Here is a 17287-nt window from a genome sequence, read left to right as displayed (position 1 = left end):
TGGTAGGTCTGCAAAGTACGCCACATCCTGCGGCAAAGCAGACGTGACCCGCTTCGTGCGGGCCCAGGAGGCAGCTCCTCAGCACCACAGCTTTTTCACATTTGACCCCGAGGGGCAACGTTCTTCTGCGACGAGCTTGCGCAGGAGCAAGGCGCTGGAGTCTGGACGGATAATCACTTATAGAAAGTTTTCCATATGTTATAAATTATATAATTTGCTAAATAACAATAACCTCCAGGAAGATTGAATCTTCTTGGAGGTTATTTGTTAAATACAAGGTAAATGATTGAAACAAGATGTTTTCATATAATGAACAAGCGTCATTTTATCATTAACTTTCCACTTCTTATCCATTTGTACATATCCCATTTTTTCGTATAAATAACAATTTCTTTTTTCCTCTAGTATTGTATCCAATTCCCAACTTTTCGCTTCTGGGTACAAACTTTCCATCCGCATCATCACTTGTTGCGCAATACCTCTCCCCTGAAACTCATCTAAAATATTTATCATATGAAGTCGCATAACCCCAGGTGATATCGAATACACATGTACACTTCCGACAAGCGAATTTTCCATTGTTATTTTAAAGAAGTCTCCAGTTTTTAAACGTTCTTTAAATCTCTCAAACGTCTGCTTTACTGGTGTTGTTTCATGATCTTCATATTTTTCATACAACGGTGCAAATATTTTCCTTTGTAATTCAAACAACTCTTCTGCATCCTTAGCAACTGCTTTTCTTAGAGAAACCTTGGATTGAATCATTAAAAATAAGGTCTCTAGAATATGATATGGAATAAATTCTCCAAGTTGGACTAGCTCCAAAATCTCGCCTATCGAAGCCCATTTTGCATCTCCGACTTCTTCATATTGAAGACTTAAATCCCCGATATTTACGTTTTGCACAACTAGAAAGTGATCATCAAATCCTCTTGGAAATTTAATCGTAAATAAACTCTCTGAATTTGACATCTGCAGATCAATTCCAAGCTCTTCTTTTACTTCACGGATTGCCGCCATTTCACTTGTTTCACCCGTAAGTACTGATCCAGCTGCTGCACAGTCCCACATATTGGACCAACCTATTTTCCAAGGCTGTCGTCTTTGGATTAAAAAATGCCCCTCTTTATTCATTATCCAAACATGCACGACTTGATGAAAATCTCCTTCTTCCATTTCTTCCCCGCGAATATGCGTTTTCCCTGTTTTCTCGCGGTTTTCATTATAAATATCCCAAACTTCCATTTCCCCACCTACCCTGTTATTCTGATTGGTTTAGTTTATCATGTAAATTCATTTAGATTGACATAAGAACTTTTTTATGTGATAATACGTCATGTTGACATTTTTGGTACGACATAAATTTTAGAAACTTGGCATTCTGCTTTATGTGTTTTTGATAATACTTATTCACACTGGCGCGACTTTGGGGTCGCAAGGACGTAAAAGAAGGTAGGGTTTACGTTGCTTAGGTTAGAAAGCAACCAGTGGAACAATTTACCGCGGCATTGAAAGGGAACTCTTTCATGTAGATTATTCCCCGAACTTTTTCGGGATGAAATTTAAATTCAAAAGTTATGTTATACCTATACAAAACCAAGGGGTACTCTTTCATTAGAGTACCCCTTGTCCAATTTACACACTAACCTCTTTTTGCCTCTTCTCATATTCCTTGAACATCACCAAATAAATGAAACCACTAAGTATCGCTAAAACTGCTAATATAACAAACGTCCAAGTAAAGCCAATCCACGTTACAAGCGGAAACACTAATGGTGCAATCGTTCGCCCAATCGTGTAACGTAAGCTTGCAGCAGCAAAATACTGTCCACGCATATCCGCAGGTGCCAATTTAGACACAAAACTCTCTTGCAATCCAACTGTCGCTAGCTCCCCAAACGTAAATACCGCCATCGCAACGAGGAATATCCAAAAGTTTTCTGTCATCGGGAAAATTAGCATAGCAATCATATATAAAAACGAAGAAAGAAAAAACACCCATTTATCCGGATATTTGGTCATCCACCTTGATACAAAAACCGTCAGTAAAACAACTAATAACCCATTTTCAGATAATAAAATCCCAAAAGAGCCTTCCCCCGTTACAGACCATTCCCTACCAAAGAAATTCCCTAATACTTGCTTATCAATTACTTCTTTCATATAAACAGGTATCAACATATCTAATTGCATAAATGTTTGCGCAAGCAATATCCCTGCAATCACAAAAAGGAAAAACACTCTATCCTTCACGATTACACCATATGCCTTCACTTGATCCACCACTACCTGCATCCAACCGTTTCCGCCTTTAGCAACTAGTTGCTCTTTCATCTCTTCTGGTAATGTTTCTTCCGTTAACAATCGAAGAGCCAAACCAACTAAACAGAATATAATACCGGCCGTAAGCAATAACGCAAAGCGATGTTGGAAAAATAATACCGCTCCTACAATTGGTCCAATCACAACGGAAATATTGATGGATGTATAAAATACTGAGAAGACAGTGCTTCTCTCACTCTCCGGTACAACGTCTGCAACAATCGCTTGACTCGCTGGATGATAAAATGAACCAGCCATTCCAGCAATTGTGAATGCTACGAAACTAAGCGTAGGTGAATCCAACCAAGGTGAATTAGCAAACGCGAAAAGTATAAACGCCGCTCCTTCTACCGTAGCGGAAAAGAACAACATCGTTCTTCTACCAAAACGATCCGCACAATAGCCCCCAATCAAATTCGCTGCAACCGAAAAGACTTGTGAAATCACAAGTAATATCCCCGCCATACTAATTCCGAATTCATCTGCAAAATAAATAGCAAGAAACGGAAACACCATCCAAAAGCTTAAATTACTAAAAAACTCTCCGAATAATCGGACTTTTAAAGGCCTATCCCAATCCCTAATTCTCATATCTTTTTCCTCATATCTAATAGATTATACTATCCTATCATAATACTTCGGATTTCGAAACAGCAAAAACAGGTTTTTACATACGTTTTACAATCAAAATAATATCCTTTGGCAAATACCTTTTGGATAATGCGTAGCAATTAGTTTCCGCTAGGATTTCTGCTCCAGGGCGGACGCTTTCCGCGGGGGGAGCGATGAGCCATCACCGCCGCTTTCGCGTTCGTTGTGATGTCTCATCTGTCTCACTCATCCCACTGGAGTTGCCGCCCTTCCGCTCCAATCAATGAGAATTTCTTGCCAATTCTGCGTCTGCAGTTATAGTGAATTTAATTTATTAGGTCAATTTCGCAATATTTATTAAACCTACTTAGAAAACGCTGTCTCCAAATAAGTGGAGCATTTACTAGGATAAAACCCGTTTCATCCAACTATTTATTGGATAACATATCTTATCTATCATCGTCTCACTCAAAGTAAATTTGTTATTTTAAGAAATGGGTGCTTTCACCCGCAATTCAGTTGCTCTCCGAATAGAACTGGTTGCTTTCAATGACCGGTTTGTTGCCCTAAGCCATTTTCTGGATTCACATATGAAAAAATTTTTTAGTATTTGGTATCAGCGAGTCGTTACTGATTAAGTAAGCAATTTTCTTTGATTGAAGCACAAGGTGGCGACTCCTGTTCCATATATTCTTTATCCAAAACCTTTATAAATAATCATACTTACCCACAAAAAAGCACGAAGGTATCAAAACCTCCATGCTTTATCGCTTATATTATTTTTTGGAAGGAATCATATTAAAGATGATGTTCAACACGATCGCTGTTACACTACCTGCTACAATTCCGTTACTCGTTAAAATTCGGATGCTATTCGGAAGAGATATAAATAAGTCCGGAACTACTGTTACCCCAAGCCCCATTCCGATCGAACAAGCAATAATCATCGAATTGTCTCCTGAACCCGAAACTACTTTGCTTAGCATTTTCACCCCTTGCGCAACTACCATCCCGAACATTGCAATCATTGCACCACCTAGAACTGATGGGGGAATAATTGTTGTAAGTGCAGCAATTTTAGGGATGAATCCTAACGCTATTAACATACCGCCTGTAATATAAATAATATTTTTAGATTTAACACCCGACATTTGCATTAAGCCTACGTTTTGCGAAAAAGTGGTATACGGGAAAGAGTTAAAAATACCGCCTAGTAATACAGCAATACCTTCCGCACGATACCCTTTCGTTAAATCTTTTTTCTCTATTTTTTTCTCAAGAATATCACCAAGTGCAAAGTAAACTCCTGTCGATTCTACCAATGACACCATCGCTACTAAACTCATCGTAATAATTGGTGTCAATTCAAAAGTTGGAGTCCCAAAATAGAAAGGCTGGATCATATGAAAATAACCAGCATCTACGACAGGTGAAAAGTCCACTTTCCCCATAAAAATCGCCGCAATCGTCCCAAGAACTATGCCAAGTAGAATAGAAATCGCTTTGATAAATCCAGTTGAAAAACGGTAAAGCAACACGATGCAAAGCAAAGTACCAAAAGCCAATGAAATATTAGAGACAGATCCAAAATCACTAGCACCTTGACCTCCGCCCATATTATTGATTGCTACAGGAATAAGGGTAATCCCAATAATCGTTACAACCGAACCAGTTACTACCGGTGGAAAAAACTTCACTAGATGTCCGAAAACACCACTAACTACTATAACGAAAATACCTGACACAATAATTGCCCCATAAATAGCGGAAACACCATATTCCCCGCCAATCGCAATCATCGGACTTACTGCCGTAAATGTACATCCTAAAACAACTGGTAACCCAATACCGAAAAAGCGATTACTCATCACTTGTAAAATAGTTGCAACACCACACATTAATATATCAATTGCAACTAAATACGTTAACTGCTCCGCATTAAGTCCGATTGCACTACCTACAATAAGTGGAACGAGTACTGCTCCTGCGTACATAGCAAGAACATGTTGAATACCAAGTGCCGTATTTCTTAACGTATTGTTCATCCTGTCGTAGTCTCTTCAAAAAAAGTGACTTGTCCATTTGCTAAAGATTTAATAATTGCTAGAGACTCTACTCGAATTCCTTTTTCACGAATGAGGCTACCACCTGTTTGGAACCCTTTTTCAATGACTATACCAACTCCCGCATTTTGGGCGTTTGCCTGTTCTAATATCTCTATAAGTCCAAGAGCTGCTTGTCCATTTGCTAGAAAATCGTCAATGATCAACACTACATCATCGCTGTTGATAAAATCTTTTGAAACGGAAATATCATTTGTTTCATTCTTCGTAAATGAATGTACTTGTGAAGTATATAAGTTTCCCGAAAGGGTGAGAGATTTGCGTTTACGAGCAAAAACAACTGGAACTCCAAGCGTTAAACCTGCAAACATGGAAGGCGCTATACCAGAAGATTCAATTGTTAATATTTTTGTAATCCCAGCATCCTTAAAACGTGTAGCAAATTCTTCTCCAATTGCTTGCATTAATACTGGGTCAATTTGGTGATTTAAAAACGTATCTACCTTTAGCACATTTTCAGATAGAACTTTACCCTCTTGGATAATTTTCTCTTTCAATAATTTCATAATCATAGCATTCCCTTCGTTACTATACTGTTGATTTCTGTTCCAGGCGTACGTTTTCACTACCATCAATTAAATGATAAAAACGAACCTTCAAATATAACTTAGCCAAAAACAAAAAAGCTCGATGACATTGTACCCACTCATACTTGGAGTGGAACAATGTCATTCGAGCTTATAAATTCGAATTAGAAAATAAAGAAATCATGACAACTAAGTCATAAATCCCATTATTTCATTGCCACTCATAGTCAGCTTATTTACGGTAAGCCGGTAGAAACTTGCAGGCCATATTCCTGCGATTATATGAGTTGTTGCTATTTGAATATTTTTCATTATAGCACGACAGCTTTCTAATTCAATGAATATAAATAAGTTCTATGATTCACAAAATTCAGTTGAAATTTTACAATCACATTACAAAGTTATTACAAAACCATTGCGGTTACCTGACACCTGCAATAGTTGCTATATTTTATTTTCTGCTTTTAATGTTTTAAATGCATGTATAAAAGGTGTAGGATTATCTTGAATCTTAAAAGAAAATACCCCTTGGTTTGTATGTAAATATAGGATTCCTCCACCGAAAGAAAAAGATTTATGCGATATATCATGGACATGCCGAAGCTCAAACCGATGTTGGGCTGTAATGATTCCTTCCATATTCAGCTGGAGTTCATGTTGAATTTCAATTTGTTGCATTTGATAATAAAAATCTATTTTCCGCTCAATCTCGATATAAATAATTGAATACTCACTCAAACATACGCCTCCCAACTTATACCATTTACTTTAATTCGGAGCATATAAAGATAAATCCAGAACTGTTTCATGCCCTAATGCTAGTCTAGCGAGTTCGGCACCGACAAATGGTCCTGCTGTTAATCCAGAAGCTCCTAATCCATTTGCGAAAAAGATGGAATCAAATCCAGGTACATTTCCAATTACCGGTAGAAACTCCGGTGTAAATGGTCTGAACCCTACTCTTACTTCTTCAATTTGCGCCGTTTCTAATGCTTTTGCAATACCAGTAGCATTCTCTAATAATAGTCGTTTTCCTTCTTCTGTAACATGATCATCATATTTTGCGATATCTTCATACGTAGAACCAGCCACTATTTTGCCCTCGTCAAATGCTAACAAATACTGATTGGTAGGTGGCAACACTACCGGCCAATTCCCTGTTCCTTCATTCTCTATTTTAAAATGCATAATTTGTGCTTTTTGAAAGCTTACTTTCATATCTTCCCCTAATATAGAGGGAATCTCATTGCCCCAGGCACCTGCAGTCAAGATAATCTTATCTGCTACTAACTGTTTCTTATTCACAAAAACTGACCCAGCCGAAAGCTGTGCATCTCCAACTATTATTTCCGCACCTAGCTTTTGGGCTGCATTGATCAAAGCATCCCGCATTGCACGTCCGTCCACCCTAGCAGCGCCTTCGACGAATAAGGAAAAAAAGTCTTCCGAGATAAGTGGAAATAAGGACTTTGTTTCTTCGGGTGATAGAATTTTCAACTCACCAATTTCAGGTGCTTCTTCTCTTTTTACTATTGCACGCTCTAACATTTTTTGCAGTTTTTTTTCATCATTTTGTAATGCAATTGCCCCTACTTGTTTGTATCCAGTGGAAGTTTCTCCTAAATCCTCGAGTTCATGTACAAGCTGTTTATAATATTTGGCACCATTTTGCACAAGAGCATACCACTTTTTATTTCTTCTTTGAGAAATCCAGGGGCAAATGATACCTGCTGCTGCCGCAGACGCTTGACCAAGGTCCTGTCTATCAATAAGCGTAACTTTCACATTCTGTTTTGCAAGATGATACGCCGTGGAGGCACCTAAAATTCCTCCCCCAATTACGATAAATGATACCATTTGTTACTCCACTCCACTTTCCAATATAGAAAAAGTTCCATTCACACAATCGATTTCTGCCAATGCTCCATATGGTAAGACAAATTTTGGCTCAGTATGACCAAAATTCAAATTGTATAAAATCGGCAAATTCGTTAAATCCAATTCTTTCATTATTTTTAATATCGATTCTTTATACTCTTTATAATACTTTTCTTTCAAAGGTTTTCCAAAAATAATACCTTTTGCTTTTTGTAAAATTCCTTGTGCACCATAGTTCCGTAACCAATATTCGATATACGTAGGTTCTGGCATCTCCTCTGACGTCTCGAAAAATAATATACTATCTTTCCAATATGCCTCATTTGGCCAAAGGGATGTTCCTTTTGCAAATTCTAACACTTCGATGCATCCCCCGATTAATGTTCCTTGTACTATTCCATTGCCTTGTAATACTTCATATCCCTTATTCGAATACATTTTTCGCTTTGTATGTTTGTTTTCTTCAATCCACTCTAAGCGATCACTCGTCCACTCAAGTGCGGGTTTTATTTCCCCAATTACTTCATTTGTGAATAATGTCTTTTTCAATGCTTCCACTGTGTATGCATGCATTTCCACATTTTCAGCGAAGTCCATTAAGATAGATGGTCCATAAAAAGAGGAAATCCCTGCTTTATGACATAATAAATGAGTAATAGTAGAATCTGAATAACCAATAAATATTTTTGGATTCGAACGTATGATATCAAAATCAATATATGGCAGTAAACGAATGCTTTCACTCCCGCCAATATTTGAAATGATCCCTTTTATAGATGAATCCTTAAAGGCATTCATTAAATCCTCTGCCCTTGCTTTTGGATTCTCATATAAGTAATTAGCGCCCTTTAAACTATTTGGCATAGAAACAACTTCTAGACCAAACACTTTTTCTAGACGTTCGACTCCTTGGTCGTATCTCCATTTTAAATTAGGTTCCCCTGCCCCGCCCCAAGATAAACTAATCGTAGCAACTTTATCGCCCGCTTGAAGCATTTTTGGTTTTATTAGCATCATAACAATCCCCATCCTTTTAATCTAATTATAGCGGAAACATTCCATTCATTATTGTCTAAACTTAAGGAAATTGGGTATAAGATAATATATTAGCATCGAATGGAAGTGAACTTGGTGAAATGGAAAGGCAGACAGCGTAGTTCCAATGTAGAAGATAGACGAGGTAAAGGTAGCGGAAAAGCTATTGCTGGTGTTGGTGGAGGTCTAGGATTAATTATTGTGCTTATTATTACCTTTCTTGGTGGAAATCCAGAAGATCTAATCGGTAATTTAGGCGTAACCGACCAATCTAACTCTATCCCATACGAAGAAACTGAACAAGAAAAAGAACTAGCAGAATTTGTCTCTGTTGTACTCGCAGATACGGAAACAGTTTGGACCGAAATATTCCAAGAAAATGGATTACAATATATAGAACCAACCCTTGTACTATATACGAATAGTGTAAACTCGGCATGTGGTACTGCTGGTGCATCTGTTGGTCCCTTTTATTGTCCGGGTGATCACAAATTGTATATCGACTTAAGCTTTTATCAGGAATTACAAGAAAAATTTCACGCACCAGGGGATTTTGCCATGGCATATGTTATCTCACATGAAGTAGGTCATCATGTACAAACCCTGCTAGGAACTACTGAGGAAGTAATGCCACTTCGCCAAAAGTTAAGCGAAGAGGAATTCAATAAATACCTTGTCCGTTTTGAACTTCAAGCAGATTATTTCTCTGGAGTATGGGCAAAACATGCACAAGGAATGGACTTGTTGGAAGCAGGAGATTTAGATGAAGCACTGACTGCTGCAAGTGCGGTCGGCGATGACACGTTGCAAAAACAAGCTATGGGTTATGTCGTACCGGAAAGCTTTACCCATGGTACTTCTAAACAACGAAAATCCTGGTTCTACAAAGGCTATGAAAACGGAACGATTGAAGGGGGAGACACATTTAATACTACCTCCCCTTAATGCAGATTCTTATGGAGTCTGCTTTTTTTATTGACCTGAACGAAAGAAACTAATTATAATGAAAATAAATTGTTCCTTTTAATGGAAAAGAGAGGGTGTAGTATGAATATACCTTTTACAAAAATGCATGGTTGCGGAAATGATTATATATACATTAATTGTTTTGAGAATGAAATTGAACAACCAGAACAGCTAAGTAAAACCATTTCCGATCGACATTTTGGTGTCGGAGGAGACGGGATTGTTCTTATATGCCCTTCTGAAAACGCGGATGCGAAAATGCGAATGTTTAATGCAGATGGCAGTGAAGGGAAAATGTGTGGAAATGCAATCCGTTGCGTTGCCAAATATGTATATGACAATAATATTGCGAAAAAAGATATGCTTAAAATCGATACACTTAGTGGAATTAAATTCATTAATCTACAAGTAAAAGATGACCAAATGTATACTGCGACTGTTGATATGGGCAAAGCTAGTTTAACACCTTCCACTATCCCAGTACTATTAGAGGAAAAAGGAGCTTTAATTGATTTTCCTTTGCAAATAGAGGAAACGATATATAATATTACGACGGTTTCTATGGGGAATCCCCATTGTGTTTTATTTTATGAAGATATCTCCTCTCTTAATCTATTTGAAATAGGACCTAAGTTTGAGCATCACCCTCTATTTCCTGAAAGTGTGAATACGGAATTTATCCAAATAGAAAATCGAAATACGATGCGTATGCGCGTATGGGAACGCGGAAGTGGAGAAACGCTCGCATGTGGTACAGGTGCTTGCGCTGCGGTTGTAGCATCTGTATTAAACGGCTATTGCGACAAAGATACAGATATTACGGTTAAGCTATTAGGTGGAGAGCTTAGCATTCGCTATACAGACAATAGCGTTTTTATGACAGGTCCAGCCAAAAAAGTATTTGAAGGTATGTTTCAGTGGTGAAAATAAAATGAATAATGAACGTAAGAAGCCTTTCAAATATCTATTTGAAGGGCTTTTATTCATATTCGAATAAACTAGGGCATACACTTGTTGAGTATTTTGTAATATTACATTTCTACTTTGTAATGCTATTGGTAAATTGTCGTAATATTCCTGTAATACAATACTGCTAGTATATTAATTAGACTAAATAGTAAGGGGTAGAGTATTTGAGAAAAATTCTTGGGACACTCATCATCACATTAGCACTATTGGTTAGCGGAACAACAACAGGCGTGGCCGCATCTTCAATGCATACCGTTCAAAAAGGAGATACATTGTATAAAATTGCGAAAGCTTATAATGTATCCATCTCTAATTTGAAATCATGGAATAATTTAAAATCGGATATTATTCAACCGAAACAAAAACTAAAAATTACAACTACAAAGCAAGCATCCGAAACTAAAAATCCTTCTCGCTCTGATTCGGAGGATAAAGTAGTGAAAGAAATCGTTGTATCCGCAAGTGCATTTACTGCGAACTGCAATGGTTGCTCAGGAACTACTAGTACAGGGATTAACTTGAAAAAGAATCCGGATATCAAAGTAATAGCGGTAGATCCAAAAGTCATTAAACTCGGGACAAAAGTCCATGTGGAAGGATACGGTTATGCTATTGCAGGTGATACGGGAGGAAATATAAAAGGGAACAAAATTGACGTGTTTTTCTCATCCAAAAACGAAGCCTATAAATGGGGACGCAAAGACGTGACAATTAAAATATTAGAATAGACACAAAATGACTCCAATACTTATTTGGAGTCATTTTCCATTATTGCACCTACCTTTTCATTACATTATGATTACAAGAAAAGATTAATAAGGAAGTGCATATAGTGAGCAAAATAGATAAAACATTTCAAGTACCGTATTATGCTGTTATTTTTTCTTCTCGAAGAACAGATGGTGATAAAGGTTATTCAGTAATGGCAGACAAAATGGTGGAATTAGCGTCTCTACAAGAAGGATTTTTAGGTGTGGAATCTGCACGTGATAACGAGCTAGGGATAACCGTATCCTACTGGAGCTCTTTAGAGTCTATTAAGAAATGGAAAGAGCATTCCTCTCATCAAATCGCACAAGAAAAAGGGAAAAAGGATTGGTATCAAAACTTCTCACTAAGAGTTTGTAAAGTAGAAAGAGACAACTTTTTTGAGATGTAGATGTAAACTTATTCAAATTGGAATGAAGAAGGTAAATATGCTGGAAAATGAAACAAAGCTATCCATTAGTGGTACTAACTTTTATATCGAAGAAAGTGATGAAAACAACTTTCTTTGAATTTGCAGTGGAAGATTTCAAGTCAACCAAAAAAAGTCTTCTTGATAATAACTGTACCATTACAGAGGAAATTTTCTGACACGAGTATAATGATTGCTGATCCATACGGCATAAAATTTCATTTATTCCAGGTTTAAAAGACCTTAGAGCCAGGCTATTTATTAACTGGCTCTTATAATTTTCTTAATGCCTCGAATTATAGCTTCATAGTAAGATGGTTCATGTAGCACAAAGTTATTCTTTGTTACGATCTTATTAAATGATACTCTTTCTCCCGTTTTATTTATTTCAAACCCTACTACTTGAATCTCTTCTAATTCTCCCAACCAAAGCTCCGAGAATTGTTTGAATTTAGCTCGAACAACTCCTGAAACTTCTTCAGTCTGAATAGCAAAATCATCAAAACTTAAAGTACAATTATATACATAGACATTTGCTAATTCTTTATCAATAAGTTCGCCTATCGTTACCGAATAATCTATTATCCCGAGCGAATCTAACTTTTCAAACGAAACATCGATTCCGAGTTCTTCTTTCACTTCCCTAACACCATCATGCACCGTCTCAGTAGCTAATAAATGACCTGCCGCTGTTATATCTAACAGTCCTGGATACTCCTTTTTGAATTCACTTCGAATTTGCAAATAGATATAATCTACTCCCTCTTCCTTACCGATAAACCAACAATGAAACGTTTCATGCCAATGTCCAAGCTTATGAACCTCATGACGTGGAGCTGTCCCTATAGCATTTCTCTTTCTATCAAATATTCTCAACAATTCCTCTTCCATTTCTATATCCCTACCTTCTTATATTAAAAGCATACATTGATTACCAAATACATATAGTTTTAAAAAAGAGATTCTAAACTATATTAGGAGTGGTCCATGGCATGAGAAAATTAATTATGATATTCGTAGTTTTTGTTGTTTCTTCTATTTTTAGCACAACAAGTGGAGAGGCAGCTGTTGCACCCGTGACTCAACACATAGCTTTCCAAGATCAATTGCTAGATTTTAGTGAGATCAAAGTTATTAATGAAGATACAAAAGTTCCTCTTGAAGAGATTGCCGCACATCTGGATATCCCTTTTGAAATAGAAAAAGGCATTACTTACATACGAAAAAACGGAATAGAAATTAGTTATATCGAGACCTCGCAACTAACATCCAAAAACGGGGTTGCACTCGACTGGACTCCAATTGTTAAAGTCAATGGAAAGATTTTTATCAGTGTGGAATATATCGCAAGTGAAATAGGATACAAAGTGAAATCTTTTGAGAAACATAAAACACAACGCATCTACAAGGAAGACTGGACCTATATGTCACATGAAAATTTTGAAATCTATTTAAATATAATCTTGAATAAAAAACAACCTTCCCCTGCCAAATCCAAAGCAAATGTCTATTTAACATTCGACGATGGTCCCAACAAATTTACAGCAATCAATAATTCCATTTTAAAGAAATATAACGCCAAAGCAACTTTCTTCTTTTTAGGAAATCATATGAAAAAGAATGCATCCATTATCAATACAGTAGTGAAAGATGGGCATTATATTGGAACTCATAGCATGACACATGACAAAAGCAAAGTTTACCTTTCTTCCGAATCTTTTATAAATGAAATGATGGAAGGGAAAAAACTGATCAAAAAAATGACTGGGAAAGACACAAAACTTGTTCGTACGCCGTATGGCAGCAAACCACATTTAACAACCGCTATGAAAGATGAATTAGTTACAAATGGTTTCAAATTATGGGACTGGGACGTAGATTCAAATGATTGGAAATACACCGAAAAGGAAGTTAACAAAATCATCCAAAACGTCCAAGTCGGAGTAGAAAAAGCGTACAAATCCGGAGATCAGGATATCATTATCCTTCTCCATGACCGTAGTCAAACAACAAAAGCACTACCACAAATAATTGAATGGCTTCAAAAAGAAGGCTATACACTTAAAACATACGAACCGGACCATCATATCGTACAAAACTTTCTTCGAGACACCACTCTTTAAGTACAAAAGCGCAAGCGCCTATTTCAGAGGAATACAGTCTAAATTCGCGACATCGTGGTGCTCCTGCGCATAGCTCGTCGCAAAATAAAAAAACATTTCGCAACGATTGCATGACCTGCATCCTGCAGGCCTTCGACAGGCAAATGGGCGGGAAGGCATCCTAAGTACGCCCACATCCTGTGGCAACGGATGCATGACCCGCATCGTGCGGGCCTAGGAGGCAGCTCCTCAACCACCACAAGCGATTTTGTTTGCGACGAGCTTGCGCAGGAGCAGCTTTTTCACATTTGACCCCGAGGGGCAACGTTCTTCTGCGACGAGCTGTGAGCAGGAGCAAGGCGCTGGAGCTGGACGGGGAATCACTTGAGAAAGTTATCCGCTTTTATTTATTCTATAATTTTTCTTTAAGAATCAAAAAATGACAGTTATGTTACTGGCTCTAGCAACATAACTGTCAATAAATATATTACTTTCGTTGATTTTTCAAATTTTCCAATAATCCTTGTACTTTTTCTCTTTGTTTCTCTGTTTTTTCAACTAATCTTTCCACTTTATATGTGTCATTTTCAATGGAGATAAGAACAATATCCCCTTCTTTTACATTTTCATCCAGTTCTGATATAGGGATATGTAGTCTTTCTATTTCATCCGGGTATTTTATAAACACTGCGAGTTCCCCTTCTAGTCGATCGAGTGTGTATTTATTCGAGTTCACTCATCACTACCCCTTTCTCGTTTAGTAACTGCGCTGGATCTCCTTCATTTCTCCACATTTGTCTATTCGTCCACTTCAAATGTATCCCGTCTTCTTTCGCTTCAGGACCACTTGTAATATATAAAGTTTCTCCCGCCTGGATAGATATATTAGGAAAATTATATACTTGATTGCCCGTAACAGACACCAACTGCCATCCATTTAGGTTTACTGCTACATTCCCTTGATTTGTAATACCAACAATTTCTTCCTGTACATCTTTCTCCGAAATAAAAAGCGGTGTTTCAGCTACAGTTTCCTTTTCAATTGTAAGTGAATCGGTGGAAACAGTATAATCTCTTCCATCCGTTTTCACTACAATATTTCCTAATTCCGCTGTGCTATAAATATCCGTATTTGCTTTTTTCAATCTAGTCACTATTTCTGGGGTAGGATGACCATACATATTATTTTCTCCATAACTTAAAATTGCTATTTCCGGTGAACTTCACGAATAAAGGCATCCGAGCTACTCGTATCCGAACCATGATGTCCCGCTTTTAATACAGTAGATTTCAAGTCATACTCGTTTAACATGCTTTTCTCCACACCCGTATCAGCGTCTCCAGTTAATAAAAAAGACACTTCCTCATATTGCACCTTCAATACAATAGAAGCTTCATTATTATCGTTGGCATCCTCTCTCGTATGCAAGACAGTTATCTCTAGATCCGAATCTAAGTGAATCGTATCACCTGTATTGGGCACAATAAACGGGATATGCTTATCTAAAATAAGCTGTAACATTTTCTCATACGTCTCTGTAGTATGTTCTTTCCCTGAATCTACGAAGTTTTTAATCGTAACAGAGTTTAACACTGCGAGCAGTCCACCAATATGGTCAGAATCTGGATGAGTCGCTACAACATATTCTAACTTTTCTACACCTTGTTGCCGTAAATAAGTCACTACGTCCTTTCCTTTTTCCTTTTTCCCTCCATCAATAAGCATATTCTTTCCTTCTGGAGATTGAATAAGTATAGAATCTCCTTGGCCAACATCTATAAAATGAACGCTCATTTCTTTATTAGCGTTTGTTTCGTTTGAAGAAGTTTCTACTTTTGTTTCTTGAGTTACATTTGGCATTTCCATCGTGCAACCGAATGTCACGAACATCAAAAATGCACTTATGAATGATACTATATATTTCATTTTAAACCTTCCTTTTTTTACAGTACTACTATTTTAACATAGAGAAATTCATGATCGGACGGCTATGATCGATTATCGGACGGTTAGATTAAATAGTTGGAAAGTATGCCCAGATAATCGGATGGTTCACCTAAAGAATTGAAAAATTTCCTTGACAATTACCCTATGCCTGTCATAAAATTATCAATTGTGATTACAAAATGTGGTTCGTGAACCTCCCACATAAAAAAACTAAGGAGAAATGAATAATGAAAACAAAAACTCTTGCAATAAGTGGTATTATTGCAGCTTTATATGTTGCTGTCTCGCTTCTAATTGCACCTTTTGCATTTGGTGCGTTACAATTTCGTATTGCTGAAATGTTTAACCACCTAATTGTCTTTAATAAAAAATACTTTTTTGGAATTGTACTTGGTGTAATAGTGACTAATATGTTTTCCCCTATGGCTGCATATGATTTAACATTCGGGGTAGCACACTCAATCATTACTTTATCGCTTACTATTTTTGCATCTAAGTTTATTAAAGGACATGTCGCTCGCATGATATTAAATACGTTAATCTTTACGTTTACGATGTTTATCATTGCATTTGAGCTAAAACTTGCATTTGATCTACCATTTTTCTATACATGGTTAACTGTTGCAGCAGGTGAATTCGTTGTATTAGCAGTAGGCATTCCAATTATTGCTGCTTTAAATAAACGGTTAAATTTTAAAGCTTTGATTTAAATAATGTGCACCCGATTCTAACTAGAACCGGGTGCTGTTTTTTATTTTTGAATTAAACCTTTCTCCACTAAGAAATCATGGGCAACATCTTCCGCTTTTTCACCGTCAATATCTACTCTTGCATTCATCTTTAACATATCCTCTTCCGTAATTTTTCCCGCTAGTTCATTTAATACTTCCTCAAGCTCCGGAAACTTTTCTAGGGCTTCTAAACGAACTACAGGCGCCGCATCATACTTAGGGAAAAATCCTAGATCATCTTTTGTTGTCTGTAATTCAAAACGTTCAATACGGCCATCTGTTGTAAATGCCGGAATCACATCAACTTCCCCACTTTTTACTGCCTCATACATAACGTTTGGATCCAGACTTTTCGTTTCTGTGAATGTAAAAGGATAGGAGTTAATCATGTCATCAAATCCATCACCTTGTCTTTCATAAAAAGCATGAGGTGCTCCAAATACCATATCTCCAAACCTAGAGACTTCCACAAGATCAGAATAAGTCTCTGCATCATAATCTTTGTCTTTGGCATAAGCCAATGTATACGTATTTTCAAACCCAAGTGGACTTAACCAAGTTGCTTGATATTGTTCTTCATATCCTTTTTTCACCCGCTCCAATACACTTTCAGAGCTTTCCCCTACTTCTGATGTCTCTTTTAGCACATCCTTTAAACCTGTACCCGTATACTCTACATATAAGTCAATATCACCTTTCTCAAGCGCCGGTGTCATAATCGCCACTTCTCCAAGTCCCTCTTTATACTCCACTTTATAATCCGTACGCTCTTCAATATACTGACCTAAGATTTGCGGTAGTATAAATTGCTCTGTCCAAGGTTTGCCACTGATCACTAGTGTCTCTTCTGAGTTCGAACAAGCACCTAGTAATACAATCGCTGCCATTCCAATCATGACGAACATCTTCTTCATTCTT

At 37.2% G+C, this 17287-nt stretch carries 19 protein-coding genes and 2 riboswitches; of the genes, 7 read left to right on the top strand and 12 right to left on the bottom strand.

The window, feature by feature from the left end:
* Nucleotides 1-267: 267 nt before the first annotated feature.
* The 7 genes from BMZ04_RS19315 to BMZ04_RS19285 all read right to left on the bottom strand — a co-directional run bounded on the left by BMZ04_RS19315 (nucleotide 268) and on the right by BMZ04_RS19285 (nucleotide 8455).
* Nucleotides 268-1245 (bottom strand): bifunctional NUDIX hydrolase family protein/GNAT family N-acetyltransferase, encoded by a 978-nt coding sequence (locus BMZ04_RS19315; protein WP_093276013.1) that lies wholly within the window; start codon nucleotides 1243-1245, stop codon nucleotides 268-270.
* 390 nt (nucleotides 1246-1635) lie between these two features.
* Entirely contained in the window at nucleotides 1636-2913 is a 1278-nt protein-coding gene (locus BMZ04_RS19310) for an MDR family MFS transporter (RefSeq protein WP_093276011.1), read from the bottom strand.
* A 776-nt stretch (nucleotides 2914-3689) separates the two neighbouring features.
* Nucleotides 3690-4958: a nucleobase:cation symporter-2 family protein gene (locus BMZ04_RS19305; protein ID WP_093276007.1), complete on the bottom strand. Its 1269-nt coding sequence runs from the start codon at nucleotides 4956-4958 to the stop codon at nucleotides 3690-3692.
* Nucleotides 4955-5542, bottom strand: a complete 588-nt coding sequence (locus tag BMZ04_RS19300; RefSeq protein WP_093276323.1) for a xanthine phosphoribosyltransferase — start codon at nucleotides 5540-5542, stop codon at nucleotides 4955-4957. Before BMZ04_RS19300 ends, BMZ04_RS19305 begins: the two co-directional genes overlap by 4 nt.
* A gap of 225 nt (nucleotides 5543-5767) precedes the next feature.
* Nucleotides 5768-5869, bottom strand: a riboswitch (purine riboswitch).
* Nucleotides 5870-6007: 138 nt separating this feature from the next.
* Nucleotides 6008-6301 (bottom strand): hypothetical protein, encoded by a 294-nt coding sequence (locus BMZ04_RS19295; protein ID WP_093276003.1) that lies wholly within the window; start codon nucleotides 6299-6301, stop codon nucleotides 6008-6010.
* Between the two features lie 30 nt (nucleotides 6302-6331).
* A complete protein-coding gene (locus tag BMZ04_RS19290; protein ID WP_093276000.1) occupies nucleotides 6332-7420 on the bottom strand; it encodes an NAD(P)/FAD-dependent oxidoreductase in 1089 nt (362 codons plus the stop codon).
* A 3-nt stretch (nucleotides 7421-7423) separates the two neighbouring features.
* The gene (locus BMZ04_RS19285) at nucleotides 7424-8455 is read right to left on the bottom strand and encodes a S66 family peptidase (protein ID WP_093276319.1); all 1032 of its coding nucleotides are present in this window, start codon (nucleotides 8453-8455) and stop codon (nucleotides 7424-7426) included.
* A 117-nt stretch (nucleotides 8456-8572) separates the two neighbouring features.
* Here BMZ04_RS19285 and BMZ04_RS19280 point away from each other — a divergent pair, with 117 nt between their 5' ends.
* From BMZ04_RS19280 to BMZ04_RS22615, 5 genes are all read left to right on the top strand, one after another.
* Entirely contained in the window at nucleotides 8573-9421 is an 849-nt protein-coding gene (locus BMZ04_RS19280) for a KPN_02809 family neutral zinc metallopeptidase (RefSeq protein WP_093275997.1), read from the top strand.
* Between the two features lie 102 nt (nucleotides 9422-9523).
* Nucleotides 9524-10366: a diaminopimelate epimerase gene (gene dapF / locus BMZ04_RS19275; protein ID WP_093275993.1), complete on the top strand. Its 843-nt coding sequence runs from the start codon at nucleotides 9524-9526 to the stop codon at nucleotides 10364-10366.
* A gap of 209 nt (nucleotides 10367-10575) precedes the next feature.
* Nucleotides 10576-11139, top strand: coding sequence for a LysM peptidoglycan-binding and 3D domain-containing protein (locus BMZ04_RS19270; protein WP_369802694.1), 564 nt, complete (start codon nucleotides 10576-10578; stop codon nucleotides 11137-11139).
* Between the two features lie 104 nt (nucleotides 11140-11243).
* A complete protein-coding gene (locus BMZ04_RS19265) occupies nucleotides 11244-11570 on the top strand; it encodes an antibiotic biosynthesis monooxygenase family protein (protein WP_093275988.1) in 327 nt (108 codons plus the stop codon).
* A 47-nt stretch (nucleotides 11571-11617) separates the two neighbouring features.
* Nucleotides 11618-11767: a hypothetical protein gene (locus tag BMZ04_RS22615; protein ID WP_218145533.1), complete on the top strand. Its 150-nt coding sequence runs from the start codon at nucleotides 11618-11620 to the stop codon at nucleotides 11765-11767.
* Nucleotides 11768-11849: 82 nt separating this feature from the next.
* Here the strand turns inward: BMZ04_RS22615 and BMZ04_RS19260 are convergent, their stop codons facing one another.
* Nucleotides 11850-12479: an NUDIX hydrolase gene (locus BMZ04_RS19260; RefSeq protein WP_093275985.1), complete on the bottom strand. Its 630-nt coding sequence runs from the start codon at nucleotides 12477-12479 to the stop codon at nucleotides 11850-11852.
* A gap of 101 nt (nucleotides 12480-12580) precedes the next feature.
* Between BMZ04_RS19260 and BMZ04_RS19255 the strand changes: the two genes are divergently transcribed.
* Entirely contained in the window at nucleotides 12581-13711 is a 1131-nt protein-coding gene (locus tag BMZ04_RS19255) for a polysaccharide deacetylase (RefSeq protein ID WP_093275981.1), read from the top strand.
* A 466-nt stretch (nucleotides 13712-14177) separates the two neighbouring features.
* Here the strand turns inward: BMZ04_RS19255 and BMZ04_RS19250 are convergent, their stop codons facing one another.
* The 3 genes from BMZ04_RS19250 to BMZ04_RS19240 are packed head-to-tail and all read right to left on the bottom strand — an operon-like array spanning nucleotide 14178 to nucleotide 15617.
* The gene (locus BMZ04_RS19250; RefSeq protein ID WP_093275977.1) at nucleotides 14178-14426 is read right to left on the bottom strand and encodes a DUF3006 domain-containing protein; all 249 of its coding nucleotides are present in this window, start codon (nucleotides 14424-14426) and stop codon (nucleotides 14178-14180) included.
* Nucleotides 14413-14871, bottom strand: coding sequence for a lamin tail domain-containing protein (locus BMZ04_RS19245; RefSeq protein ID WP_093275973.1), 459 nt, complete (start codon nucleotides 14869-14871; stop codon nucleotides 14413-14415). Before BMZ04_RS19245 ends, BMZ04_RS19250 begins: the two co-directional genes overlap by 14 nt.
* A gap of 26 nt (nucleotides 14872-14897) precedes the next feature.
* A complete protein-coding gene (locus BMZ04_RS19240; protein WP_093275970.1) occupies nucleotides 14898-15617 on the bottom strand; it encodes a ComEC/Rec2 family competence protein in 720 nt (239 codons plus the stop codon).
* 196 nt (nucleotides 15618-15813) lie between these two features.
* Nucleotides 15814-15858, top strand: a riboswitch (PreQ1 riboswitch).
* Between the two features lie 7 nt (nucleotides 15859-15865).
* On the opposite strand from BMZ04_RS19240, the gene BMZ04_RS19235 reads away from it, so the two are divergent.
* Nucleotides 15866-16348, top strand: a complete 483-nt coding sequence (locus tag BMZ04_RS19235; RefSeq protein WP_093275966.1) for a QueT transporter family protein — start codon at nucleotides 15866-15868, stop codon at nucleotides 16346-16348.
* Nucleotides 16349-16389: 41 nt separating this feature from the next.
* Here BMZ04_RS19235 and BMZ04_RS19230 read toward each other — a convergent pair whose 3' ends face one another.
* The gene (locus BMZ04_RS19230; RefSeq protein WP_093275962.1) at nucleotides 16390-17283 is read right to left on the bottom strand and encodes a glycine betaine ABC transporter substrate-binding protein; all 894 of its coding nucleotides are present in this window, start codon (nucleotides 17281-17283) and stop codon (nucleotides 16390-16392) included.
* Nucleotides 17284-17287 lie beyond the last annotated feature (4 nt).

The sequence above is a fragment of the Psychrobacillus sp. OK032 genome (assembly GCF_900111345.1).
In the GTDB taxonomy this organism is placed as follows: domain Bacteria; phylum Bacillota; class Bacilli; order Bacillales_A; family Planococcaceae; genus Psychrobacillus.
This window is presented reverse-complemented; position numbering and strand designations above follow the sequence as displayed.

Excerpts from the sequence above, each read along its gene's own strand:
- BMZ04_RS19240 (WP_093275970.1), bottom strand. The coding sequence starts at position 15,617 with ATGAAATATATAGTATCATTCATAAGTGCATTTTTGATGTTCGTGACA.
- BMZ04_RS19305 (WP_093276007.1), bottom strand. The coding sequence starts at position 4,958 with ATGAACAATACGTTAAGAAATACGGCACTTGGTATTCAACATGTTCTT.
- BMZ04_RS19260 (WP_093275985.1), bottom strand. The coding sequence starts at position 12,479 with ATGGAAGAGGAATTGTTGAGAATATTTGATAGAAAGAGAAATGCTATA.
- dapF (WP_093275993.1), top strand. The coding sequence starts at position 9,524 with ATGAATATACCTTTTACAAAAATGCATGGTTGCGGAAATGATTATATA.
- BMZ04_RS19315 (WP_093276013.1), bottom strand. The coding sequence starts at position 1,245 with ATGGAAGTTTGGGATATTTATAATGAAAACCGCGAGAAAACAGGGAAA.
- BMZ04_RS19230 (WP_093275962.1), bottom strand. The coding sequence starts at position 17,283 with ATGAAGAAGATGTTCGTCATGATTGGAATGGCAGCGATTGTATTACTA.
- BMZ04_RS19310 (WP_093276011.1), bottom strand. The coding sequence starts at position 2,913 with ATGAGAATTAGGGATTGGGATAGGCCTTTAAAAGTCCGATTATTCGGA.
- BMZ04_RS19255 (WP_093275981.1), top strand. The coding sequence starts at position 12,581 with ATGAGAAAATTAATTATGATATTCGTAGTTTTTGTTGTTTCTTCTATT.
- BMZ04_RS19300 (WP_093276323.1), bottom strand. The coding sequence starts at position 5,542 with ATGAAATTATTGAAAGAGAAAATTATCCAAGAGGGTAAAGTTCTATCT.
- BMZ04_RS22615 (WP_218145533.1), top strand. The coding sequence starts at position 11,618 with ATGAAACAAAGCTATCCATTAGTGGTACTAACTTTTATATCGAAGAAA.
- BMZ04_RS19290 (WP_093276000.1), bottom strand. The coding sequence starts at position 7,420 with ATGGTATCATTTATCGTAATTGGGGGAGGAATTTTAGGTGCCTCCACG.
- BMZ04_RS19235 (WP_093275966.1), top strand. The coding sequence starts at position 15,866 with ATGAAAACAAAAACTCTTGCAATAAGTGGTATTATTGCAGCTTTATAT.
- BMZ04_RS19245 (WP_093275973.1), bottom strand. The coding sequence starts at position 14,871 with ATGTATGGTCATCCTACCCCAGAAATAGTGACTAGATTGAAAAAAGCA.
- BMZ04_RS19285 (WP_093276319.1), bottom strand. The coding sequence starts at position 8,455 with ATGCTAATAAAACCAAAAATGCTTCAAGCGGGCGATAAAGTTGCTACG.